A 24313-nucleotide genomic window follows, 5' to 3' on the forward strand; every position below is an offset into this window, starting at 1 on the left:
CAGTTAGTCGGGGGGAACAGGTGCGTCCGATTGCGCAATGTCATTTGAAAATCGGTGCCATGAAAGGTATCTGAAAAGCGGTTTCCAGTGCAGCAAGGACATGTAATGCAGGTTAGGGGAGACGGAATATGACCGGGACGTTGGAAACCCAACCGGATCGCATCACCGCTGCGGAAGTGTATTTGTCTGTAGAAGATCTGAAGACTGAAATGCCTTTTTTTATCAAACAGCTGGGCTTTCGGTTGGAGGAGATTTTTCCTGCGGATGATCCTGCAGTAGCGCTTGTTTCTGGACATGGGATGCGGATCAGGCTTGATCGGAACATGGTGCCTCATCACGGGAAGATACGCCTGCGTTGCACGGACCCGGATTATTTTGCGGGCGGCCTGCTGATGTTGACATCCCCCAGCGGCCACACAGTTGAGATCGTTGACGCCAACCCGCCATTGGATATGCCCGAGACCCAACACTCCTTTATGGTGCGGCATCTACGTGACAGCGATAGCTGGATCATTGGGCGGGCAGGCATGCATTACCGGGACCTGATCCCGGATCGTTTGGGTGGTTCGATCATTGCCAGTCACATACGCATCCCCGATGGTGGGCCAGTGCCGGATATGGTGCACTACCATACCGTCGGGTTTCAGTTGATCTTTTGCTATCGTGGTTGGGTGCGGCTGGTCTACGAAGATCAGGGCGATCCGTTTGTTTTGGAGGCGGGGTGTTGTGTGATCCAGCCTCCCGAAATCCGCCACCGGGTATTGGAAGCCTCCGACAATGTCGAAGTGCTTGAGATCGGTGTACCTGCTGAACATATCACAACGATTGATCACAAGATGAGCTTGCCAAATGGCCGTATTGACTCGGCACGCGACTGGCAAGGCACGCGATTTGTCCATCATCGTGTGCAAGATGCCATCTGGTCTCCATGGCGCATTCCAGGTTGGGAAAGCCGCGATACCGGGATCGGGAAGGCGACAGCTGGTGTGGCCGGTGTACATGTAGCGCGCCCGACTGAGAGCGGGGATATCTGGACGAGCCATGACACCGATATCCTGTTCACTTTCGTCAAAGAAGGCACCATGACATTGGAAGTGTCAGGCGAAAAACCTGTTTCTCTCGTGGCCGGAGATGCCTTTGTGCTACCCCCGTTTTTAAAGACGCGCTACGTGAAGCCAAGTACGGATTGTGAGTTGATTGAAACAGCCTTGCAGGCAGATTTTCAAACTGATTTCACTTAACTGGTCCGCCGGATCACTGCGTTTGAGCTAAGCATGAGATTCAGTGGCCATTCGGTAGTGTTCAATTGGCTGCGCGTCAATGAAACAAGGGCTTGCCGCGCTCAGAAACAGTTTCTAAGCGCGTTGCATCAACGACCAATAGTCGAAATCGCGGTGGTCATTTCAATGGGTTATTGCACATTCATGGCTTGGTCCGAGACGGATGTCATAATGTGATCTTGGACGGCAGGATGGGCCGCCGTCTGACAGAGGCGAGCATTTGGTCAGTCGCGCTCAACGCAAAGTGCGACGCCCATACCGCCGCCGATGCACAGGGTTGCGAGACCTTTCTTTGCGTCGCGCCGCTGCATTTCGAAAAGAAGCGTGTTCAGGACACGGCACCCGGATGCGCCGATGGGGTGACCGATGGCAATGGCTCCACCGTTGACGTTCACGATGGTCGGATCCCAGCCCATGTCCTTGTTTACAGCACAAGCTTGGGCGGCAAATGCCTCGTTTGCCTCCACAAGATCCAGATCTTCAGCTTTCCAACCTGCTTTTTCCAGCGCTTTACGCGAGGCATAAACCGGACCCACGCCCATGATGGCAGGATCGAGCCCGGCCGTGGCATAGGAGGCGATCCGTGCGAGGGGTTGGATCCCGCGTTTTTCGGCATTGGCTGCTGACATCAGCAAGGTTGCCGCGGCCCCATCGTTCAGGCCAGAGGCGTTGGCTGCCGTGACCGACCCTTCTTTGGCAAAAGCAGGCCGCAGTTTCTGTAGTGTCTCGATGGTAGCGCCGTGCCTGATGTATTCATCCTGATCGACAAATATATCGCCTTTGCGGGTCTTTACAGTGTAGGGCGTAATCTCATCCGTGAACTTGCCGGTCTTTTGCGCCGCCTCGGCTTTGTTTTGGGATGCGACGGCAAACTTGTCCTGCTCTTCGCGGGTGATCTGCCAGGCGTTGGCGACGTTTTCCGCGGTCTGACCCATATGATAGCCGTTGAAAGCATCCCACAGGCCGTCTTTGATCATGGTGTCGATCATCTTCAAATCACCCATTTTATGACCTGCTCTCAATGTTTGGGCGTGCGGCGACATCGACATGTTTTCCTGACCACCTGCGGCGACAATTTCCGCGTCCCCCAACAGCACATGCTGTGCTCCAAGTGCGACGGCACGCAGGCCGGAACCGCAAACCTGGTTCAGGCCCCAGGCGGCCGCTTCCTGTGGCAAACCTGCATTGATGTGCGCCTGTCTCGCCGGGTTCTGGCCCTGGCCGGCGGTCAGAACCTGACCCAGAATCGTCTCTGAGACCTCGTTCTTTTCGATCCCGGCGCGTGCGACGACGGCCTCCAATACGGCAGCGCCCAGTTCATGGGCAAGTGTATTGGCGAAAGAGCCCAAAAAACTCCCCACCGGAGTGCGGGCTGCAGAAGCGATTACCACATGTGTCATAGTCTCGGCCTTTCTCGCCTGACTGTCAGGCGTAATATTTTTTCTTGGACATTTTTCCGATGCCCGGGTTCATGGAATTGGTTGGATCAATGGATTTGTAGAAGTTGGCCAAGTCGGGTTTGGCTGCGTACAAATGCCCGACGTTGTGCTCTGCGGGGTATTCGGCTCCACGTGCCTTAAGCAAATCGAGCATTTTCGCCTTCAAGGCTTTGACGTCCGTACCCTTGCGCACGACGTAGTCCTGATGCAGCACGTGGCACATGAAATGGCCGTAGTAGAGGCGGTGCACGAGGTGATCGCTGATCTCGGGGGGCAGGTCTTCCAGCCAATTGCGCTCGTTGCGCTTGAGCGCGATATCGAGCGCCAAAATATCCTCGACCTCGCCTGCATGGACGTTCTGATAACGTATCGCGGCCCCTGCAGCGGCAAATCGGTGTAGCCCGGCGATCTTACCTTCCCGCGCTGTACAGGCAAAAAAATCTGCTTCAAGACCGGCAAATGCGGTCTCCAAATAGGCTTCGGTTTCCGCGATCCCGGCGTCGTGGGTATTGAGGATGAGATGGTGTTCAAATCGATCTCTGAACTCTGTCATGCGCCTTGGCAGAATTTTGGGCCAAAGCGTGCTGAGCCCCTGCATGCATTTGTCGCTAAAGCCGCGCAGGCCTGGGATCTTGTTTAGACGCGCGTCGACGGCCCCCTTCAAGGCAAAGAACATGGGCAGTTTATCGGTGCCCAGCTTGTCGATCATGACCATGGTGTCCTTGCCGTATTTGGTCGTGATGTCGAACACCTCGCGGTGCATGTATTCGGCGCTGACGGGAAGGGTCTTAAACTGCTCCAGTATTTGGCGGCGCAGCATTGTCAGGTCGCCGGGGTCGTTGGTCCCAACATAGAAAACCTGTTCGCGGTCATTCATTGGGTAAGTATCCAGACGCACTGCAAATACCGCCAATTTCCCCGCGCACCCGGCACTTTCATGAAGGCATCTTGTATCTGCGTTAAATCGGGCGGGGGTATCCGCGTCTATTTCACGCACGATCCGCGCATAGTCGGTGTCAGAGGCGCGCTTGTTGGTTTGTTCCAGATCCGCATCGCCAATATCGCCATTTTGCACCCGGGTCAGGATCTCTTCTGGATTATCGCCCAGTGAAATGCCCAAGCGATTGACCAGCCTCAGAGTGCCCGTCTCGTCGATCTGAGCAAAGAGCGACAATTCGGTATAGGACGGTCCGCGTTCGATCAGCGACCCGCCGGAATTGTTACACACGCCGCCGATCACCGAAGCGCCAATGCAAGACGAGCCAATCACCGAATGCGGTTGGCGGTTATGGCGTGCTAGCAGCTTTTCCAGCGCAAAAAGGGTTGCGCCGGGCAAGGCCAGAACTTGCTGCGCGCCCTTGAGCAGAAGCAGCCCGTCAATTCGACGCGTGTTGATCAGCACAACGCCACGGTCATAACTGCCTTTCGGTGTGCTGCCTTCGGTCAGGCCAGTGTTGGCCGCCTGCATGATGACGATCTTATCCGCCGCAACGCAGGCCTGGAGCACCCGCCACTGCTCGACCAGAGTGCCTGGTTGCACGACACAAAGCGCCTCTCCTTGCCCGGACCGGAAACCTTTGCGAAAACGTTCGGTCTTTTTGTCACCCACCAGTAGATGCCGGGACCCAACAATCTTGCGCAGCTGTACGAGAAGGTCATGGTCAGTCACATTCATTCTCCTTTGTGCGTCAGGCGGGTGGATCAGGTATTAGTAGGCAACGGATGGCAACCAGGTGGCGAGAGCGGGCCAAAGGAAGACAAGGGCGAGCCCGGTCAGCTGCAGCAGTACAAAAGGCACGACGCCGCGATAGATGTGCATCAAGCTGATTTCCTTGGGCGCGACGCCTTTGAGGTAGAAAAGCGCAAAGCCGACAGGCGGGGTCAGGAAAGAGGTTTGCAAGGTCACCGCAACCAGGATTACGAACCACACCAGCGAGGGTTCATCGATCACGCCAAAGCCTGGGATATCCATCCCAAGGCCGTTCACGATGGGACGCATCAGCGGCAATACGATCAGCGTGATCTCGATCCAATCCAAAACGAAACCCAGCAGGAAGACGATGAAGAGGATGAACACGATTGTGCCAGTTGGTCCAAAGCCGGTGGACGCGATCATATTTTCGATCAGCTCATCGCCGCCCAGTTCTCGCAGGACATATGAGAATACGGTGGCCCCAAGGAAGATCGCAAAGATGTATGCGGTCGTGTTGAAGGTAGAGACCAAAACATTCACCAGTTTCTGGAGGGTCAGCTTGCGGTAGCCCAAGGCCAGCAGAGTGGCTCCCAATGCGCCGATGCCGGAGGCTTCGGTTGGTGTGGTGATGCCTGCGAAGATCGAGCCGAGAACCGCAAGGATGAGACCCAAGGTTGGTATTACTGCAATCAAAACAGCCTTGACCGCGTCCCAGTCCGGGGCTTTTGCGCCTTCTGGCACCGGGGCAACGTCAGGTCTGATCAGAGCAATAATGAAGATGTAAGTCAGGTACAGACCGCCGATGATCACACCAGGGAAGACCGCGGCCATAAACAGATCGCCGACAGACAGGGCCATCTGATCCGCCATGATCACCAGCATGATTGAGGGAGGGATCAGGATGCCAAGCGTCCCCGAAGCTGACACCACACCGGCAGCCAATGTTGGAGAGTATTTCTGCTCCATCATGGAGGGCAGGGAGAGCACCCCAAGCAGGACAACAGAGGCGCCGATGATACCGGTGGAGGCGGCCAGAATAATGCCGATCATCGTCACTGTAATGGCCAGTCCTCCGCGAGTTTTGCCGAACAATCGTTGCATCGCGGTCATGAGTTTCTCAGCCACGCCGGATTCGTCGAGCATCAGCCCCATGAAGATGAACATCGGTAATGCGACGAGCACGGCATTAGACATGGCGGCATAGACCCGGTTCACCACGGCGCCCAGTGTGAGGTAGTCAAGCCCGGTGAAAGTGGCCTCGAGACCCGTCCAAAGCATCAGGTCGTTGTCAAAAAGATAGGCCAGACCGCAATAGGCTACCCCCACGCCCGCAAGTGTCCAGGCAACGGGAAAGCCAGTGAACAAAAGCGCGATAAAGGTCATGAACATTGCGATGACCAGCTTTTCTTCGGTGGTTTCAACGATGAAGGTGAGTGCTGTGGCAACAACGACAAAGCCAAGCATTGCCAGCACAATCAGGCGAAGCCCCTTGCCGACACGTTCATTTTCGAAATTAGTATTTAGCGCATGGCCGTCGTGGATCAGTCGGGCCAGTGCCGCAAGACCCAGCAGAATGAAAGAACCCGGAATGACCGCTTTCAGGGCCCAGCGGGCTGGCAGACCGGTCGGGCTGTCAGACCGTTCGTTGACCCGCAGGCTGTCGTAGAAGTAGTCATAGCCCTGGTCGATCATCAGATAGATGAAAGGCACCAGGAGTGTGAGGATACCAATCACTTCGATGATGCGTTGGGCGCGACGTGTCAGTTGCATATGCAGCAAATCGACCCGGACATGGCTGTCGGTCACCAGCGCGTATGAGATGCCCACCATGGTCACGAGTCCATAGAAATGCCATTGAATTTCATCAAGTTTTGGGAAGTTCTGATTGGCCATGTAGCGAAACAAGACTTGAGCGACGATGGCTGTTATCAGCAAAATGTTGGCCCACATGACGACATGGCCGACAGACTTGATGGTTTTGTCCAGGCCGACCGCTATCGGTTGCGTGTCTGTCTCAGGTTGCTCCAAGATGTCTTCATAGACTTCAATTGGATCGACTGCGTTGTTGTCTTGATGTACCATGGTCCCCTCCCGTTGCCTGACGCGCACGCGCGCTCAAGCCTGTCTGATGTCAGCAAGTGTGGTGAAAGAATTTGAGGTTGGTTGGCGACCGATACCGCCAACCAATAGAAAGAAGCCTTACTTGCGCGGCAAGAAGGCGTTCTCTTTCCAGAGCTTATAGCCGTCACGGAACTCGGTCATGTCTGTATAGACCCTGGCAAAGAAGGGGTCGGCCGCAGCTTCTTCGCTTGCCACTTCTTCCCATGTACTCCTGAATACTTCGAGCATTTCTGGCGACCATTGCTTGATGATCACGCCGTTATTTTCAACGTTGTCTTGCAACGCGGCATGCTGGATGGCTTCGCCTTCGGCCAGACTGTCGGTCATGGAACTGCGGCAGGCGTTTTCGATGATTGCCTTGTGCTGATCAGATGCTTCGTTCCAAACGTCTTTGTTGATCATCAGTTCAAATACGGTTGCCTGTTGGTGCCAGCCGGGGAAATAGTTGTATTTGACCAGTTTGTGAAAGCCCAAACGTGCGTCGATGGCGGGCATGGAGAATTCAGTCGCGTCAATCGCGCCTTTTTCGAGAGCTGGGAAGATTTCACCACCTGGCAAAAGCGATGTTGCAACACCAAGTTTCTGCATGACCTTGCCCCCTAGGCCAAAGAACCGCATTTTGAGGCCTTGCAAGTCTTCCGGCGCATTGATCTCTTTTGAGAACCAGCCGGATGTTTCAGGGGCAATGATCGCGCATGGCAGCACTTTGACATTGAAACCAGCCTGATCGTACATCTCTTGATACAGCGTCATTCCGTTTCCGTAGTAGAGCCAGGCCATGTATTCGCCAGCTTCCGGTCCGAATGGCACCGCCGAAAACAAGGGCGCTGCTGGTATTTTACCGGCCCAATAGCCTGCTGTCGTATATCCAGAGTTGATCTTTCCCGATGATACGGCATCCAGGATTTCAAACGGCGGCACAAGTTTGCCGGGCTCATAGACCTTCATCTTGATCGTATTGCCTGACATCAGGCTTAGCTGCTCTGCCACGCGCGGGATTGGGGATCCCAGACCTGGCAGCGCTGTCGAGAACGCAATCGGCGTCTTCAGCAAGATCCTGTCGGCAGCCAATGTGGCTGTACCCGAGGCCAATGTCGCCGCAACGGCAAGACTTGTTAAGATGGATTTCATTGTGGTTCTCCTCCTGCGGCATCAAATGCCAGTTTTAATTTGGGTGGAGAGATTTTGACCAACTCAAAACACCAGCTCCTCCCGCATGAATACAGTGGTCAATATTATTTACCACTACGTTTCGTCAACTATTTTGTTTACCACTTGAAGCGTTTCGAGATGAAAATTTGTCGTTATTAAGTGTTTTTTGCTATCATCTGTATTGAATTTGAATATAGTTGGGAGAGTTTTTAGTAATATAAATCAAACAATTAATATTCACATCCATACAATAATTTTGCGCGCATAAATAATATTAGAAGAATTTTTAAACTGGACTATTATTTGTACCAGTTGTAGCGATGTATCACCGCGAATCTCAAATTGCGCGCTTCCTTATAGGCGTGCATCACGCAAGCGTCCGGATACTTTTTCTACCAGATTCCGTCCGCACAGTGGTTTTAGGCGATTGAGTTTTCAGTTCGATTGCCGCCCAAATTGATGCACTTGTTCGGAAACCTCTCCTGCTGTGGCACGGTGGTTTCGCCTGGGTCCGCTGTTGCACTGCAAATTTCGAGGTTTTACAGCCTGACCTGAAAGCCCAGTTGTTGCGGAAACAATTCTTGAGCGCGTTCACGCGAACCGGTGTCCCGGCGCAAAGTTGCTTTCGGCCAATAGAGATAAATGCAACAAAGCCGCACGTTTTAATACTATCTTTATTTCGGATCTAAATATTGCGGAGCCTGGAATATTAAAAAAAGGCTATCTGTAAAGGCTGCGGATGAAGTATCGCCGAGAGATCGATGGGTTGCGCAGTTTAGCGGTCATTCCGGTCATTCTATTTCATGCTGGCGCTAGCATTTTCAGCGGTGGCTTCCTCGGCGTCGATGTTTTTTTTGTCATCAGCGGTTACCTGATAACAGGTATCATCCTGCCGGATTTGGAGAGAGGCGAGTTTTCTCTTCTTAATTTCTACGAGCGTAGGGCGCGGCGCATTTTACCTGCGCTCTGCGTGATCGTTCTGACCTGTGTGCCTATGGCGTGGCTCTTCATGTTGCCGGATCCGCTGGAAAATTTTGGTCAGAGCGTCTTGGCGACGATGCTGTCGCTCAATAATGTGCTGCTTACCATGACCAGCGGATATTGGGATCTCGCGTCCGAGTTCAAGCCACTGATACACACGTGGAGCTTGGCGGTAGAAGAACAGTTCTATGTGATGTTTCCCCTTCTATTGCTGTTCCTACACCCGCTTCTTAAAAACAGGACGATTGTTGCCGTTTGGCTTGTCGTCATTGCAAGCTTTGCTAGCAGCATCGTTTTGGTTCAAAGCCACCCAACGAGCACATTTTACCTTCTCCATACACGCGCATGGGAGCTTGGCATCGGAGCTTTGGGCGCTTTTTGGAACCACAAACGCAAGGTGGTAGCAAATGAAGCCCTGTCAGGTATCGGGTTGGTTTTAATCCTCGCCTCCATGTTGTTGTTCGATAGAGATACGCAGCACCCGTCCTATTTCACACTCGTCCCCGTTCTGGGTACGTTGCTGATACTTTTGTACGCAAAAGAGCAAACATGGGTGGCAAAGCTGCTGAGTATCAAGATACTCGTTGGCATCGGTTTGATCAGTTATAGCCTCTACCTGTGGCACCAACCCATCTTTTCGTTCGCACGCATTCTGAGCTTTGAAGAACCAAGCACCAGTCTGTTTATCGGCCTTGTGCCGATTACCTTCCTTTTAGCCTATCTGACCTGGCGATTTGTTGAACAAACCTTCCGCCGCAAGTCCGCGGTTTCAACACCAAATCTTGTGATATCATCCGTGGCGACAACTGCGATACTGTGCGCAACGGGCGCTTCATTTCATCTTGGCCAAGGGTTTCCAGCCCGCCTGTTTGAGGGTAACCATGAGACCGCAGCCGGTATGCATATCACTTACAATCACCGAATAAGCGGTTTCAATGCAGAGAGATTTGATCCCGCAGCAGGCACCAAGGTACTCATTGTCGGCAACAGCCAAGCGCGCGATTTTGCCAACATCTTCCTTGAAGTGAAGGTGAAGAAGGAAGCGCAACTGATCTATAGGTCGGGCTTTGCTCTGTGTGACTACGCGAATTTGCCCGCGTCAGATGTTGCGCTGGTGCAGCAAGCCGACATTGTCTTCTTTCCTATCGTGGACCTCTCGGCCGCCTGTCAAAACCTCCTGACTACAGGTCAGGCCGAGGCCGACAATATCGTTTTCGTCGGCCCAAAGCATTTTGGATATAATTTGAACGCATTCACCCGCTTGCCCAGAGAAGGGCGCGCCCAATATACCGCAAAGGTTTTCGATAACATCATCCAACAGAATAATCAGAATGCTCTGGATATTCCTGCCAATCACTACATCGACCTTATTCGTTATTCTTCAAAAGATGGCATGCATGTTCGCATCTTCGATGCCGATGGCAACATAATTTCGGCTGATCGCGTCCATATTACACAAGCGGGCGCGCGTTTCTTTGCAGATCGTATCAAAAGTCATCCTGCATTCGCATTGTTCGAATAACAGGCGATAGAATAGCATTATCGCTGCCTCGTCCGGAGCTCGGACACCCGTGGGAAAAGACGCTATAAGTCGACTTTGTCGGTTTTATGTGATGATCCGCCTCCTGTTCATCATTGTCGGGCACGTTATCTCAGTCTGAGCACTTTCCGGGTCAGTCTCGGCGCGACGCCATCGATCTGTACGTTGTGTCCTTTGCAGCGCGCGGCGAGACCTTGCATCTCCCCGATGCTGTCGCAGTGGTATCGTCAGGGCTGAACCAAAATCATTCAAAGAGGCCCGGTCGGCAAAAATCCAACAGTTTGCGCACAGATTTCGTGCTTTGATAACAATGCAAAGTTTGCCATAGACGTCCGCTTAACAGGGTATTTTCTCTTTGGAGAATGCGACCAGCCCCGCACTAACAGTGATGAAAGTGCCCAATACGACGATGGTCCTCCAGCTTAAGCGAAGAAGCAGCGATTACGATGGCAAGGCTTTAAGATGAATTTCTGTGCGCTTGCTTGTCCGACTTGGCCCAGATCCAAAGGCTTAGCAGAATGGCCCAGGCCGAGATCAACGTCATGACCGTGCCAGGCACAAAATGGACGAACCCACCGAGATCCATAAACAGGAAATAACCGACATCGGCCAAACCACCCGTCAGGCCCGCAATAAACATTGCCGTAAAGTTAAGGCGCCAGATGAACATGGCGCACACTGCCGTGGTCAACCCGATCCAAAGCAAATTGAACCCGTGCTGATTGATCAAGGCACCAGCGGCTTCGTGATAGGGACCCACCACCAAAGCAGGATCGACTGCGTCAGCGATGCCAGCGACTGCCGCAGGGGTATCGCTTGAAATGGTCATGATACCTGCAAAGACATGAACCAAACCCCAAATGACCCAAAGTATTGAGATTATTTGAAAGATTACCGCAGTTTGCATTGTGTTACTCCTGATCTGAAGGATTTGGTCGAAGCGCGGTTAGCGCCCGAGTAAGGGCGGTGATATCTTCTGGGCGGGTCAGCGCCTGCGCCTCTGCGTCCCAGGCCTCTGCCCATTTTCCGATCCCTAGCTTTGCCACGATCTGCCCGCCGAAATGAGGAAGCAGCATCTCTTGATTGGTCAGAACACCAGCACCGGCGCGCCCGCCGGGGGACGCTGCCAGGATCACCATTGGTTTGCCCTGAAAGACCTTCATGTCGATCCGGCTCATCCAGTCGAAGATGTTCTTCCATGCTGCCGTGACCGACCCATTGTGCTCGGCAAAGGAAACCAGGATCGCATCCGCCGCCCCTATGTGATCGAAGAAGTTCTGCGCTGGGGTGGGAATGCCGTTCTGACGCTCGCGATCTACGGAATAAATCGGCATCTCGTAGTCATTTAGATCAAGCGTTTCAACCTCAGCGCCAGGCAGGATGCCCGCCCGCAATCGCTCGATTGCATACTCGATCAACGCGCGGTTTATCGAAGAGCGACTGTTGCTGGCCGCAAAAGTGACAAGTCTCATTGGGTGTTTCCTTGTTCGATCGGTCAAGAACGCTTGCCGAACCACATTCGGCGCATGAGCGCCCCTTTTGGGACAAACTGGTGATAAACCGCCGCCTTCGTATGCAGCGCGATTAGGGGCGCCAAAAGCAATACCATGCACCCCAGCGCCACGCGCGATGGGAAGTTGGTTAACTCCGTAGGCAGGATCTGGGCCGCCCCGCTATAAGCTACAGGGAAAAGGCCCGTGCCAAAGGATGTCGCGAGACCCGTCAAAACCACGCTGGTTACAAGGAAAAACAAGCCCCAACGTGTCATGCGTCCGCTCCGATCTATCATATCATTTCCGGTCTTGACTGTTCGGTGCTGCGACTCCGGGTCAAGAGACTCAAAAACAATGTGACGTCGATTGACCAACCTAAAATCACATGCCCTCCACGCCCTGCAACTTCTCCCGAACGATCAGGCTGCATCTTGGCCAGCACAGACCCGCCGACTGTGAGTGCAATGACAACCATCACGGCCATCAGCCCACGCAATGTGAGCAAGTTCGGGTGATGTTTTTGCATGGTCGAATACCTATGATTGCGCTGTACGTCAGTGAAATACTTGCTTGCACAGAGGCGCACCAGATACAGAAACGCGCGCTCGATGCGCGTTGATGCGACGCTAGAATATTGGTAAGCCAGGGTCATGGAACATTGGTTGGAATTTCGTACCGCTTACCGGTTGGCAAAGCTCGGTACGGTAAGCGCAACGGCAAACGATCTTGGAGTGCATCGTGCTACGGTGAACCGTCACGTGGACATTATCGAAAAAGCTTTTGGAACGAAGTTCTTTCAACGCCATGCCCGTGGCTACACGTTAACCGATGCCGGACAGGATCTTCTGGATGTGGCAAGCCGGGCGGACGAACTGATTTCTGATCTTGCAGGGCGCAGTCAGGGAAAAGCCGGGCAACTCACGGGTTCACTTCTGATAACCTCCCTTTCGGGGCTTGCTCCGTTGATCATGCCCGCAATTGCCAGATTTGGGATTACCCATCCTGATATCAAACTTGCGTTCAGCGCTGATGAGGCTCTGGCGAGGCTTGAATACGGCGAGGCTCATATCGCAGTTCGTGCAGGCGCACGCCCGCAAGAACAGGATTATGTCGTGCTGCCGTTTTGCAAACTGCGCTTCGGTCTTTATGCCGCACAAAGCTATGTAGACCACTTTGGCAGACCTAACCCCGATGATATTTCAGGGCGTAAGTTCATAGGAGCAGTCACCGGCGGGTCGCGATTACCCTTTACACAGTGGATGACTGACAACGTGGCGCAAGATCATATTGCGCTGGAGACTATGGACCCGAGTGTCATCATTGCCGCAATTGAGTCAGGGCTTGGGCTTGGATTTCTTACCGAACACGACGCCCGCACCAGGCCGGAGTTAGTCGAAGTTATTGCCCCTCAAGATGTTTGGTCGACCGATCTGTGGATTGTGACCCATGTTGATTTGCATCGAACACAGAAAGTGCAGGAATTCCTGAAATGCCTCAGACTTGTCAACGAGGTCCAAAAAACATCTGGCTGAAGCTCTGGGTCCCGAAGCCGCCGTTCTTGCGAAGTGAAGCAACCGTTTGTGTTAGCGTAGAGTGGACAAATGAAGCGACGTGGTTGTGACGTCATGAAGCGCTGCGTGACAGTTCGGATCGACGCCTGTTACCAATAGCTCTTAAGTGAACACATTCTGCGTGGTCAAAAAACAACGACTTGAGCAAGTTGATCGCCCAGATCAGCACCTTTGAAACCAATTCTTTCTTAGCTGTATGCATTACCCGTTCAGATCGGCAAACAACTTACCCTCAGAAACCAACCGCTCTAGTAGCGGTGCCGGCTGCCACATGAAGGCGTCCTCAAGTGACAATCGCCTGATGTCGTTGAGAACCTTCTCGAGGCCGATGGTATCCGCATAGTGCATCGGGCCGCCGCGCCAGCGTGGGAACCCGTAACCGTTCAATAGCACCACATCGATGTCCAGCGGACGCATTGCGATGCCTTCTTCGAGAACGCGCGCCGCTTCGTTGATCATGGCCGCCATAAACCGATCAACGATCTCTTGATCACTGATATCTTTTGCAATTACCCCTTTTTCGGCGCGTTCAGTGGCGATGACCCCTAACACCTCCGGGTCTGAAGTTTGCTCGCCCTCTTCATAGATGTAAAAGCCGCGTCCGGTTTTACGGCCAAAGCGGCCCTGCTCACACAGAAGATCCGCGAATTCAGCATAGCTCTCGCGTGGGTCGCGGGTTGGTGCCAATCGTTTGCGAGTGGCCCAACCTATGTCCAAACCGGCCAGATCCGACACCGAAAACGGCCCCATTGCCATACCAAAATCAACCAGTGCGCGGTCCACGTCATAGGGGTTCGCACCGGCAATCACGACACCATCGACCGCCTTGCGGTAGTGAGACAAAATGCGGTTGCCGATGAACCCGTCGCAGACGCCTGATCGCACAGCCACCTTACGCAGCGTCTTGGCAAATGCGAAGCCGGTTGCTACCGCCTCGGCGCATGTCCTCTCCGCGACAACCACCTCCAATAGCTTCATAACATGTGCGGGCGAGAAAAAATGCAGACCGAGGACATCTTCCGGTCGTTTGGTCATGGCAGCGATCGCGTTCACATCCAGATAGGACGTGTTGGAGGCTAAAATCGCCCCCGGTTTGCAAATTGAATCTAGCTTGCCAAAGACATCTTTTTTGACCTCAAGACTTTCGAAAACGGCCTCCACAACGATATCCGCTTCCGCCAAAACCTGATAGTTTGACGAAGTTGAAAAGCGGTTTGTCACGATATCGTCAAATGTGTCCTTACCGAGCTTTCCGCGTTTCACGGATCCTTCCAACATCGTGGATACAGACGCTGACGCCCGATCTGCAGAGACCTCGTCCCGTTCGATCAGCGCTACTTTAAGTCCTGCCAGCAAAGCACTTACGGCAATTCCGGCCCCCATCGTGCCACCACCCACAACGCCGATTGACGTGACGCTTCGTGGTGAGACGTGCTTGATTTCGGGCACCTTGCCGACCTGACGCTCGGAAAAGAACGCATGTATCAACGAGGAACGTTGATCGCTGGTCATTAACTCTTGGAAATACGCGCGTTCCCTCGCCAGTCCTTCGGCAATGGGCAACTTGGTGGCACATTCAACCGCATCAACGCATATAAGTGGCGCGTTTTGGCCCCGCATCTTTTTTGTCAAACTTGCGCGGGTCGCATCGAACAGACCTGCTTCGGCAGTGTGACAAGGCAAAGCTCCCGTCGGGCGGGTAGACTTGCCCTCGGACAGCAGCTGCCTGGCATAAGCAAGCCCGGCTGCGCGCGGGTCGACGTTCTCTGCCACGGTGTCAATGAGCCCGGTCGCCTGTGCCTCAGTGACGTTAATCTGACGACCGGATGTGATCATACCTAAAGCCTCTTTGACCGGAATCAGACGGGGCAAACGCTGCGTGCCACCGGCCCCCGGCAGCAAACCTAAGGTCACTTCGGGCAGGCCAAAACGTGTGTTTGGCTGAGCGATGCGGTAATGCGCGCCCAACGCTACCTCCAACCCACCGCCCAGAGCCGTACCATGCAAAGAGGCAATTATCAGCTTTTTCGAGGCCTCTATGGTTTCAATGACAGAAGGCAAAGATGGGTCCGCATGCGGTTTGCCGAATTCGCGAATGTCGGCTCCAGCGATAAAAGTCCGACCAGAACACCAAATCACTATGGCCTGAATGCCATTATCCGCATTGGCCTGCGCCACGCAATCGGCCAACCCGGCCCGCACAGATTGCGACAACGCGTTTACCGGTGGGTTCGATACCTCAATAATAGCTATGGTTCCGACTGTTTCAATGTTTACGGGTTTTGTCATGGGGCACCTGTGTCGTGAAACATGTGTTGATTATGATCACACTTAATACGCAGAATAGATTTCTGATACATAGTAATGTGCTTGGGAAGCCGTCTCTTCGGATAGATTTCGTAATTAGTTTTGTTGATTTCTGGAGAAAGCAGACCGACGCGAAGAATGGCAGATCAACCGACGTTCATTGTTACCGATAAGACGCGCGAAAACCATCTGGCCGTTTGCTGTCTCGTATCACATCGCATGCGCACGGTGCTAAAGAGTGGACGGGTGCGGCGGAAACACCCGGCTTCTGGGATCACCGGCACACTTTGAGCGATGCGAGAAAATCAAAAAATCTATCGTGTTTGAAAGTAGGTGCTATGGTACAAAAGTCGCAAAAAGACCAAAACCACCAAACCTTTCGCATCTGAGACCTCAGCGTGCACAATTATCAGGTAGAACCGCGCGGGCTTTTAGGCATACTTCACCCTTTTTTGTTCCGTCTTGGGATCTAAAAGTTGAGGAACTGAAGTACATGCCTGGTGACACTTTCAGGTGCTTCTTCGTGGACCAAATGACCTTTGCCTGCAATTTCAATTATGGTGGCATGTCGCATGAGTGCTGCGGCGGTATGTGACACTGCAGGGGGGACGGCGCCATCCTGGTCACCAACAATGAATATCGTTTGAGCATCAATCGTATGCAAGGACTCCGACAATTGATCCAAGTTCCACTGCGCCATCATCAAAAGAGTTGCATCTACATGATTTCGGTCCGCTACAAGTAACCGATATAGTTCCAAACCACCAGGTGCCAGACTAGATCCTGTGCTCTTTATCAGGGCCTCAATTCGTGCGGGATTTGCAGAGGCGGCCGAAAAGAACTGTGCTGTATATGGCAGAGCTGCAAGAATTTTTGCCATGACCGGGAACAGCACACCGGCAAGTCCTTTGAAGTTATCTAGTGCGGGGTTAATGCCGATGATCTTGGGGATCTGTCCCTGTGGCGAACGCATCGTTTGAGTGAGCCGCAGTGCAAGCGCTCCACCTGCCGAGTGTCCGAGGATTGCGGAGGGCTGCCAGCTTTCTTGATCACAGAGTTTTTCGATGTCTTGTGCCATTTCGTTAAGCCCGCATCGGTGTCGCGCACCCAATTTTGTAAAACCTTGTCCTGGCAGATCGACCGCAACGACATGATGTGTTTCAGCGAGCAAAGGAATAATGTCGCGAAAGGAATGTGTGCTGCCACCGGCGCCATGCAGCAGAAGTAGGGTGGGCCCGGATCCGGTTTCCTGCACATGCCATCGGTGCGGCGTGGATAAAATTTGCCGAGAAAGATGCGCGTTAGGCCAGTCAGAGGGCGGTGGCCATTGCAAGGCCTTAGTGGCTCAGGGAGGCGCTAACGGCGCCTGTGAGTGTCTTTGCGTCCGCTCGGGGCAGAGCAATGTATTGGCCGTCGCATTGGGCAGCCAGCTCTCGCAGGTTGGTCTGCGGCCTTGCAGACATGTCAATCATTAGCACTTGCGTACCTTGCGCGCGGATCAAATGTGCCATTTGCACGGCATCATCTCCAGCCCGCACGCGGTTGGCACTACCGTCAAGCGCGATGTTTGCACGCCCATCAGTCAGGACGACAATCGTTGGTGTCAGACCTTTGCTGCGGCTTTGTTCAGCCAGCAGCGCCGCGTTTTTCAAGCCAGTTGCCAGGGGCGTGCCGCCGCCGCCTGGCAAGCTGGCCAGGCGACGCTTTGTTTGAACCAGGGATCGAGTGGGGGGCAACAGTACTGCGGCATTGTCGCCGCGAAACGAAACCAAGGCCACATGATCGCGCGCAGCGTAGGCTTCGGCGAGCAGAAGTTCGACAGCACCTTTGGCTTCATTGAGGCGCGAAACCGCCGCAGAGCCTGACGCGTCCACAGCAAAGATCAACACACGATCAGACTGTTCCTGATAACGTTTGAGGCGAATGTCACTGGGACGGATAAGAAGTCCGTCCATGTCGGGTTGTTGGCGTCGGCGCATCGGTTGCCAGGGCGCTGCTGCGCGAAGGGTGGCCACCAGATCTATCCGGCTGCGGCCATCGGGGCGTCCTGGTCGTGAGGGCAAAGGGCGTCCACGCCTGTTGCCGCTTCGCTTTTGGCCGGCACCATCACCGCCTGATTGCCGCATTGTTCCCGCGGGCACCAGTCCCGCCAGCAGATCTGGTGGAAGGCACGCTTTAATGGCCTCTACCAACATCTCGCCTTCCGGCAATTCGAAAGAATCCTGCGTGTCACCCTGGTCTTCCGTCTGAGATTCCTGCTGCGATGGTTCTTCCTCAATCTCCGGCTCTTGAGGAATGCGCGTCGCTCGGTGGGGATAAACCAGGCTGACTGCAACTTCCAGGTCGCTCGTTTCCAAAGCATCGCGGCCTTCGAATGCGGCATGAGTGCGCGCCACACGCAAGGCCATCAACGGTGCGCGTAGACTGTCAATTCCGCACTGCGCTGCGAGATGCGCAAGCATGATCAGATCTTCTGGCTGACATGCAACACCGGCTGGCGCGTGACGCCCCGTTCCCTCTGGGACAGATGCCCAAAGCGACGGCATTCTGACTGTTGGCGAAATGTGAAAGGGCAGGCGCTCGGCGAGAGCTGAAGGAACCTCCTCGTCGCCGTTCGCACCCTCATCAAGCGCAATCAGACACTGCCCAGTATCCCGATCAATCTGTTGCGCGAGTTTGGCCGCAAGACTCGCGGTGCACCGTTCGGCCATGACCAATAAAGTGGCGCAGGTGTTTTCAAAAAAACCTGTGCTATCAACAAGGTGATTTGATTTCAACGTGGCGGCGAGGTCAATCCCGCCAAACAGCTGTGTGTCGGATATGGACGGGTGCAGACGTTTCAAATTCAGTGGAGCCAACTCCTGCAGGACCATTTCCCTTTGTGGACTGGCACGCATTCGGATTACCGCACCACCTAAGTAGCTGGGGGCATATCGCAAAAGCGCAATGGCAAGCGCAGCACGGTCCCAACTCTCGTCGTCTGTGCTCACCCTAACACTTCCTCCACGGTTCGCATCACGCGTGTACCCGAACCCGCTTCGTCCAGGGGATCGCGCCGAAGACGGTGTGAAAGGGCGGAGGGCGCGATGTCGCGCAAATGATCGCGGGTGAGTGTCTTGTCGCCTTGATACGCGGCCCATGCACGGGCTGCTCTGAGCAAGGTCAATTCACCACGCAAACCATCGGAGCCAAGTGCAATGCAAAGTGCCGCACAATCCTGTAAAATATCGTCAGGGGTTTTGACCCGAGACAGCCGCTTGCGGGCCTTCAGGATGGTGTCACGTATCTTTGCGTCTTCGGCTGAATAATGCGCCATGAAGCTGTCGTGGTTGGTCTCAAATGCATCTCTGCGCTTGATCACTTCCACGCGTTCTGAAACATCATTGGGCGAGCGCACCTCGACGGACAACCCGAAACGGTCGAGTAATTGCGGGCGCAATTCGCCCTCTTCGGGGTTGCCCGACCCAACCAAGACAAATCGTGCGGCATGACGGATGGAGAGACCTTCGCGTTCAACGACATTTTCGCCCGACTGCGCGACGTCCAGCAACAAGTCAACGATGTGATCTTCGAGCAGATTTACTTCGTCGATGTACAGATAACCCCTGTTGGCACGGGCCAGTAGTCCGGGTTCAAAGGCCTTTTCCCCTCGGGTCAGCGCCCGTTCTATGTCAAGCGCTCCAACCACACGGTCTTCGGTTGCACCCAGCGGCAGATCGATCACGGGGGTCGGGCGCGAGACGCGCCTTTTCGAGCCCAATTCTGCCCAATCGGGACAATCCGCGCTCTGGGCTGAGTTAACAGGGCAGCTTTCGACCGCCACTATCGGCGGTAGCAACGCCGCCAAGGCGCGTACTGCAGTTGATTTGCCCGTCCCCCGGTCGCCAAACACAAAAACTCCGCCTATGCCGGGGTCCACCGCTGTCAGGACCATTGCTTGTTTCATCGCTTTTTGACCAACGATGGCGGAAAACGGGAAGGGGATCTTCATGCAGCATATTCCAGTGTGTCGAGAGGGCTTTTGCCGTCCCATGATCCTGAATCGCCCAAAATCGCGAAGCGCGCGTAGAGCTCTTCGGAGAACCAATTGCCTTCTCGCACAGCTTGGATTGCGGCTGCATGTGGTCCGTTGGTACGCGCAAAAGCGGCCATGGAACTGGCATTTGGCCAAACAGAAAAAGTTATCTGGTGCAACAAAGGCATTTCGCCGATTCCGATTTTGAACACGACATTTTGGTCTGAACCGATCATGCGGCTGATGTCCGGAACCCGCCGCCAGAACTTTATGGCGGTAACCGGTTTGATGGTGGCCCGTGTCAGGGCTGCCAAAGCACCTGTCTGTGTATTCCCGGTGGCGTCAAACGGCGTTTTCCCGGACCACTGGCCACGCGACGAAGTTGTTTCCAAAAATATGGTCCAGTCTTCAGACGCGCGACGGCGATAGCGGTTGTAGATTTCTGTTTGCGCGGTTTGTTTGCGCGCCGTTTCTTCGTCTTCCCAACTGGCAAGAATAGCATAGACGGCGGTGTTGGGCAGCGGTGTGAATCCTTCGCCGGTGCCAGAACCGCAGAGCTTCCAAAAACCGATGCCAGAGACTTTGGGCAAGGCAAACCGGGCCGCGCCCATCATCGCCAGGGCCCAAACACAAGCAGCGGGGCTGGCAAAGCGAAAAAAGCTCAAAGATACAATGGGTGTTTTGGTCATTGCGCGCCGTTTTGGTCCTGAGTGTCAACCAAGTTTGACACGCAAAGACGCGAATGGGAAGAACACAATTGTCAAGTTAACTAGACACATCTAATGTAAGGTTGTGATGACACGTATCGATGCAATCGAATCTGTAAATGCCGGCGGTGGATCCGGCGACCGGGCGATCGTTATTGGCGCTGGCCTTGGTGGTTTGGCAGCTGCCATGCGGCTGGGAGCCAAGGGTTACCGCGTCACTGTGATTGACAAACTTGATGTCCCAGGCGGGCGCGGGTCTGCCATTTGGCAAGATGGCCACCGTTTTGATCTGGGGCCGACAATTGTGACCGTACCGCAGCTCTATCGCGAGCTGTGGGCCGCCTGCGGGCGTGATTTTGACAAAGACGTGACGCTGAAAGCGCTCGATCCTTTTTATGAAATTCGATGGCCTGACGGCACCAAATTTGTCGCCCAGCAAGACACCGACAAACTGCGGGCGGAAGTAGCAAAACTCTCTCCCGATGATCTGGCCGGTTTCGACAAGTTTCTGGAAGACAGCGCAAAACGATATTGGTTCGGGTTCGAGGACCTGGGCCGCCGATCCATGCACAAGTTGTGGGAGCTGATCAAGGTTCTGCCCACTTTCGCGAAACTGCGCGCGGACAGGTCTGTTTATGCACATGCGGCGCGGCGCGTGAAAAATGAAAAGCTGCGCATGGCGCTGAGCTTTCATCCGCTCTTTATCGGCGGTGATCCGTGCCATGTAACCTCAATGTACATCTTGGTCGCTTATCTCGAAAAGGAATTCGGCGTGCATTATGCCATGGGCGGTTTGGCGGGTATGGCGCAGGCAATGGCGCATGTGATCGAAGACCAGAGCGGCGCAATGCTGATGGACACCGAAGTCGATGAGATCGTTGTTCATAAGGGCGCGGTCACCGGCGTGCGATTGGCGTCGGGTTTGGAAATGGGCGCGGATATTGTCGTATCTAATGCCGATTCCGGCCATACTTACGATACATTGCTGCGCAATCACGACAGGCGGCGCTGGACTTCAAAACGGCTTGCACGCACGCGCTATTCAATGAGCCTCTTTGTTTGGTATTTCGGCACCAAGGGCACCGCGGAGGCGTGGTCGGATGTGGACCACCATACCATTCTGAATGGGCCGCGGTATACCGGGCTGCTGAAAGACATCTTTATCAAAGGCAAACTATGTGACGACATGAGCCTTTACGTGCATCGGCCTTCCGTCACGGACCCATCAGTTGCGCCCGAAGGGGACGATAGCTTTTACGTGTTGAGCCCGGTACCACATCTGGGCCACGACAATGGCATTGACTGGGCGCAGGAAGAGCCGATCTACAAGGAAAAGATGCTCGCCGTGCTCGAAGACCAGTTGTTGCCAGGCCTGCGGGAAAAAATTTCCACCGAGGTGGTCTTTACACCAGAAACTTTTCGCGATCGTTATTTGAGCCCCTTTGGCTCCGGTTTCTCCATCGAGCCCCGCATTTTACAAAGCGCTTGGTTTCGCCCGCATAATGTCTCGGAAGAAGCCCGCGGTCTCTATCTTGTGGGCGCGGGCACCCATCCGGGGGCCGGGGTGCCTGGCGTGATCTCAACAGCGGAGGTTCTGAGCACTTTAGTACCCGATGTGGAGAGTGTGAAATGATTGCACCAAAAGATCTTGAACACTGTCATGAGGCCATCCGGCATGGATCGTTGTCGTTTCATGCCGCGTCGAAACTGCTGCCTGCGCGGGTACGGGATCCCGCTCTGGCGCTCTACGCGTTTTGTCGGCTGGCCGATGACGAGGTTGATCTGAAGGCCGAAAAAGCCGAAGCCGTGCTGCGGTTGCGCGATCGGCTTGATGCTGTATATGCCGGGCGACCGCAGAATGCGGCCCCGGACCGTGCTTTTGCGGCCATTGTTGAAGACTTCGACATGCCGCGCGCGTTACCAGATGCATTGCTCGAAGGGCTGGCATGGGATGCAGAAGGTCGACAGTATCAAACCCTCTCCGGCGTTAAGGATTATTCGGCCCGAGTGGCGTCTGCCGTGGGCGCCATGATGTGTGTGTTGATGGGTGTGCGGGATGCAGACGCCTTGGCGCGTGCCTGTGATCTTGGTGTCGCCATGCAACTCACCAATATCGCACGTGATGTTGGCGAAGATGCCTTGGAAAACCGCATCTATCTGCCGTTGGATTGGCTCGATGAAACCGGTGTGGACCGTGACAGGTTTCTCGCGGACCCCAAGCCAACAAAGGCCATTCGTCACATGGTCAAGAAATTGGTGATGGAAGCCAACCGGCTCTATATGCGATCCGAGGCCGGCGTCGCAGCTCTGCCACGCAGTTGTCGTCCAGGTATATATGCGGCGCGCTTCATCTATGCCGGTATTGGCGGCCAATTGACGACAATGGGTTACGATTCAATTTCGTCCCGCGCCCGCACCACAAAGTTGCAAAAGATGGGCTGGTTGGGACAATCGACGATGCTGAGTACAGCAAGCATGCTGATGCCGAGATCCGCCGTCCTTTACGCCAAACCGCTTGAAGAGGTGCAGTTTCTGGTGGAGGCGGCTTCCATCGGGTCTGTCGGATCGTCACGCAGCGACGCATTGATTTCGGTGCTGACAACACTGGAACGGCATCGGCGCGACCAACGCAGCCACTTGGCAGGCCATGGAGCAGGCGTGGTCTGATGGTCAGTTTCTGGTTGCTTTTTTGCATCTTCTTTGCGGCTTGCTTAGGGGCGGGGGTGACGGGAGGTCTCTTCGCGCCCGGCCCTTGGTATCGCGCCCTCAATAAGCCTTGGTTTACACCACCCGACTGGGTGTTTCCGGTGACCTGGATGGTGCTCTATTTCTGTATGGCAATTGCAGGCGCCCGGGTAGCAATGTTGGCTGACAACGGCATCGCAATGGCTTTTTGGGCGTTTCAGATCGCAATGAATGGGCTGTGGACTCCAGTGTTTTTCGGTCTCAAAAACATACGGTTAGGTATGGCGGTTGTGTCTGTGCTCTGGTTGTCCGTTTTATGCGGCATGATCTCGATGTGGCGGATCGATGCGATCGCCGGATTGCTTTTCTTGCCTTATCTTGTGTGGGTCACAATTGCCGCGGCCCTGAACGCAGAAGTCTGGCGGTTGAACCCTGAGGTCGCACGCAACCCACCACCGGCCCCTTCTTGAAACTAGTCAAAGCGCCAATTTTTTCGACGGGGTACGCGCAAAGCCAGCATCGGTTTTAAAAATGGCGAGCGAAACCGGCGCAGGTCCAAAGCCTCGAAAACGCCTGTGACTCTTTCACCGTCAATCTTTGTCTCGACCGCCGCGCGCGAATAGAAGGGCGCATCCAGCATGTTAAGTGTTTGGCGCGGCGTAAAACCTGCATCTGCACGGGTTTCCCGTTTAACTGCCCAAAGACTCCGGCGAAAGCTTGCGCGGGGGGGAAGCGGGATTGACGTGCCCACACCGGCTTCGTCGAATTTGAAGGCGGCCGCCAGCTTGGTTCCGTCCAACCGCGTCGCATCATAGAAGCAAGTGGCGCCAGTTGCGCTTGGGAAGCGCCCCCATGTCCAATAGCTGAAATCTTCCTCCAGGGCGCGGGTGCCAAAGTTGGCATCGAAATACCCTTCGCCTTCCCACTGCCAACCCGGTCGGTCTATGTCGACCGAGATACGAGAGGATGGCGCGAATGGCCGCCAGATATGCGCGCCATCGGGTGTCAGCGGCAACTCTGTCTGTGTCAGCGCAGAGGGGGTCACGCGGATTTGGCCACGGATGCGGTTGATCAGTGGTGGGCTGGAAACCTCGTCGATGTCGATGATCAGTTGGTTGTCGTGCCACCGCATCATAGAGGGCCCAACTTCGAGCCGCGCATTGGTTTGACGCAACGCTTGTACGCCCCGATCTGTCATGGTGAACCGCCCGCCGGGGCCATAGGTTGCGACATTGATGCAGACGTGGTTTTGCGGGTTCTTTCGACCAGACCAGCGGTACCAGGGCGAAAACACCGATCCAATGAAACCAATCACGGAGACCGCGCGCG

At 54.5% G+C, this 24313-nt stretch carries 20 protein-coding genes; 6 read left to right on the top strand and 14 right to left on the bottom strand.

Annotated elements, in window-relative coordinates; all coding sequences use genetic code 11:
- Positions 1 to 128 precede the first annotated feature (128 nt).
- The gene (locus AB8B75_RS01545; protein ID WP_405359297.1) at positions 129 to 1241 is read left to right on the top strand and encodes a cupin domain-containing protein; all 1113 of its coding nucleotides are present in this window, start codon (positions 129 to 131) and stop codon (positions 1239 to 1241) included.
- Positions 1242 to 1504: 263 nt separating this feature from the next.
- Here AB8B75_RS01545 and AB8B75_RS01550 read toward each other — a convergent pair whose 3' ends face one another.
- From AB8B75_RS01550 to AB8B75_RS01565, 4 genes are all read right to left on the bottom strand, one after another.
- A complete protein-coding gene (locus AB8B75_RS01550; RefSeq protein ID WP_405359298.1) occupies positions 1505 to 2680 on the bottom strand; it encodes an acetyl-CoA C-acetyltransferase in 1176 nt (391 codons plus the stop codon).
- Positions 2681 to 2705: 25 nt separating this feature from the next.
- The gene (gene dld / locus AB8B75_RS01555; RefSeq protein WP_405359299.1) at positions 2706 to 4394 is read right to left on the bottom strand and encodes a D-lactate dehydrogenase; all 1689 of its coding nucleotides are present in this window, start codon (positions 4392 to 4394) and stop codon (positions 2706 to 2708) included.
- Positions 4395 to 4427: 33 nt separating this feature from the next.
- Entirely contained in the window at positions 4428 to 6494 is a 2067-nt protein-coding gene (locus tag AB8B75_RS01560; RefSeq protein ID WP_405359300.1) for a TRAP transporter large permease subunit, read from the bottom strand.
- Between the two features lie 117 nt (positions 6495 to 6611).
- A complete protein-coding gene (locus tag AB8B75_RS01565; protein ID WP_405359301.1) occupies positions 6612 to 7664 on the bottom strand; it encodes a TRAP transporter substrate-binding protein in 1053 nt (350 codons plus the stop codon).
- Positions 7665 to 8451: 787 nt separating this feature from the next.
- On the opposite strand from AB8B75_RS01565, the gene AB8B75_RS01570 reads away from it, so the two are divergent.
- Complete coding sequence (locus tag AB8B75_RS01570; RefSeq protein ID WP_405359303.1) at positions 8452 to 10188, top strand: acyltransferase family protein; 1737 nt, start codon at positions 8452 to 8454, stop codon at positions 10186 to 10188.
- A 475-nt stretch (positions 10189 to 10663) separates the two neighbouring features.
- Here AB8B75_RS01570 and AB8B75_RS01575 read toward each other — a convergent pair whose 3' ends face one another.
- The 4 genes from AB8B75_RS01575 to AB8B75_RS01590 are packed head-to-tail and all read right to left on the bottom strand — an operon-like array spanning position 10664 to position 12225.
- Positions 10664 to 11113, bottom strand: coding sequence for a hypothetical protein (locus AB8B75_RS01575; protein WP_405359304.1), 450 nt, complete (start codon positions 11111 to 11113; stop codon positions 10664 to 10666).
- 4 nt (positions 11114 to 11117) lie between these two features.
- Positions 11118 to 11678, bottom strand: coding sequence for an NADPH-dependent FMN reductase (locus AB8B75_RS01580; protein ID WP_405359306.1), 561 nt, complete (start codon positions 11676 to 11678; stop codon positions 11118 to 11120).
- Positions 11679 to 11701: 23 nt separating this feature from the next.
- Positions 11702 to 11974, bottom strand: coding sequence for a hypothetical protein (locus tag AB8B75_RS01585; protein ID WP_405359307.1), 273 nt, complete (start codon positions 11972 to 11974; stop codon positions 11702 to 11704).
- A 17-nt stretch (positions 11975 to 11991) separates the two neighbouring features.
- Positions 11992 to 12225 (bottom strand): hypothetical protein, encoded by a 234-nt coding sequence (locus AB8B75_RS01590; protein ID WP_405359309.1) that lies wholly within the window; start codon positions 12223 to 12225, stop codon positions 11992 to 11994.
- A 124-nt stretch (positions 12226 to 12349) separates the two neighbouring features.
- On the opposite strand from AB8B75_RS01590, the gene AB8B75_RS01595 reads away from it, so the two are divergent.
- Positions 12350 to 13231 carry a LysR family transcriptional regulator gene (locus AB8B75_RS01595; RefSeq protein WP_405359310.1) on the top strand — a complete coding sequence of 294 codons (882 nt, stop codon included), beginning with the start codon at positions 12350 to 12352 and terminating at the stop codon, positions 13229 to 13231.
- Between the two features lie 240 nt (positions 13232 to 13471).
- Here the strand turns inward: AB8B75_RS01595 and AB8B75_RS01600 are convergent, their stop codons facing one another.
- From AB8B75_RS01600 to crtA, 5 genes are all read right to left on the bottom strand, one after another.
- Positions 13472 to 15559: a 3-hydroxyacyl-CoA dehydrogenase NAD-binding domain-containing protein gene (locus tag AB8B75_RS01600; protein ID WP_405359311.1), complete on the bottom strand. Its 2088-nt coding sequence runs from the start codon at positions 15557 to 15559 to the stop codon at positions 13472 to 13474.
- 487 nt (positions 15560 to 16046) lie between these two features.
- Entirely contained in the window at positions 16047 to 16910 is an 864-nt protein-coding gene (bchO, locus tag AB8B75_RS01605; protein WP_405359313.1) for an alpha/beta fold hydrolase BchO, read from the bottom strand.
- Positions 16911 to 16914: 4 nt separating this feature from the next.
- The gene (locus AB8B75_RS01610) at positions 16915 to 18567 is read right to left on the bottom strand and encodes a magnesium chelatase subunit D (RefSeq protein ID WP_405359315.1); all 1653 of its coding nucleotides are present in this window, start codon (positions 18565 to 18567) and stop codon (positions 16915 to 16917) included.
- Positions 18564 to 19568 (bottom strand): magnesium chelatase ATPase subunit I, encoded by a 1005-nt coding sequence (bchI, locus tag AB8B75_RS01615; protein WP_405359317.1) that lies wholly within the window; start codon positions 19566 to 19568, stop codon positions 18564 to 18566. Before bchI ends, AB8B75_RS01610 begins: the two co-directional genes overlap by 4 nt.
- Positions 19565 to 20281: a spheroidene monooxygenase gene (crtA, locus tag AB8B75_RS01620; protein ID WP_405359319.1), complete on the bottom strand. Its 717-nt coding sequence runs from the start codon at positions 20279 to 20281 to the stop codon at positions 19565 to 19567. The genes bchI and crtA overlap by 4 nt, the downstream gene beginning before the upstream one ends.
- A 106-nt stretch (positions 20282 to 20387) precedes the next feature.
- On the opposite strand from crtA, the gene AB8B75_RS01625 reads away from it, so the two are divergent.
- Genes AB8B75_RS01625 through AB8B75_RS01635 form a run of 3 tightly spaced genes read left to right on the top strand, consistent with a single transcriptional unit; the run spans position 20388 to position 23454 of the window.
- Positions 20388 to 21932 carry a phytoene desaturase gene (locus AB8B75_RS01625; RefSeq protein WP_405359321.1) on the top strand — a complete coding sequence of 515 codons (1545 nt, stop codon included), beginning with the start codon at positions 20388 to 20390 and terminating at the stop codon, positions 21930 to 21932.
- Positions 21929 to 22966, top strand: coding sequence for a 15-cis-phytoene synthase (crtB, locus tag AB8B75_RS01630; protein ID WP_405359323.1), 1038 nt, complete (start codon positions 21929 to 21931; stop codon positions 22964 to 22966). The genes AB8B75_RS01625 and crtB overlap by 4 nt, the downstream gene beginning before the upstream one ends.
- Positions 22966 to 23454, top strand: a complete 489-nt coding sequence (locus AB8B75_RS01635) for a TspO/MBR family protein (RefSeq protein WP_405359325.1) — start codon at positions 22966 to 22968, stop codon at positions 23452 to 23454. The genes crtB and AB8B75_RS01635 overlap by 1 nt, the downstream gene beginning before the upstream one ends.
- Before the next feature lie 2 nt (positions 23455 to 23456).
- Here AB8B75_RS01635 and crtC read toward each other — a convergent pair whose 3' ends face one another.
- Positions 23457 to 24299, bottom strand: a complete 843-nt coding sequence (gene crtC / locus AB8B75_RS01640) for a carotenoid 1,2-hydratase (RefSeq protein ID WP_405359326.1) — start codon at positions 24297 to 24299, stop codon at positions 23457 to 23459.
- Positions 24300 to 24313: the final 14 nt, after the last annotated feature.

Origin of the sequence: Roseobacter sp., from assembly GCF_045106495.1 — a bacterium.
GTDB lineage: Bacteria > Pseudomonadota > Alphaproteobacteria > Rhodobacterales > Rhodobacteraceae > Roseobacter.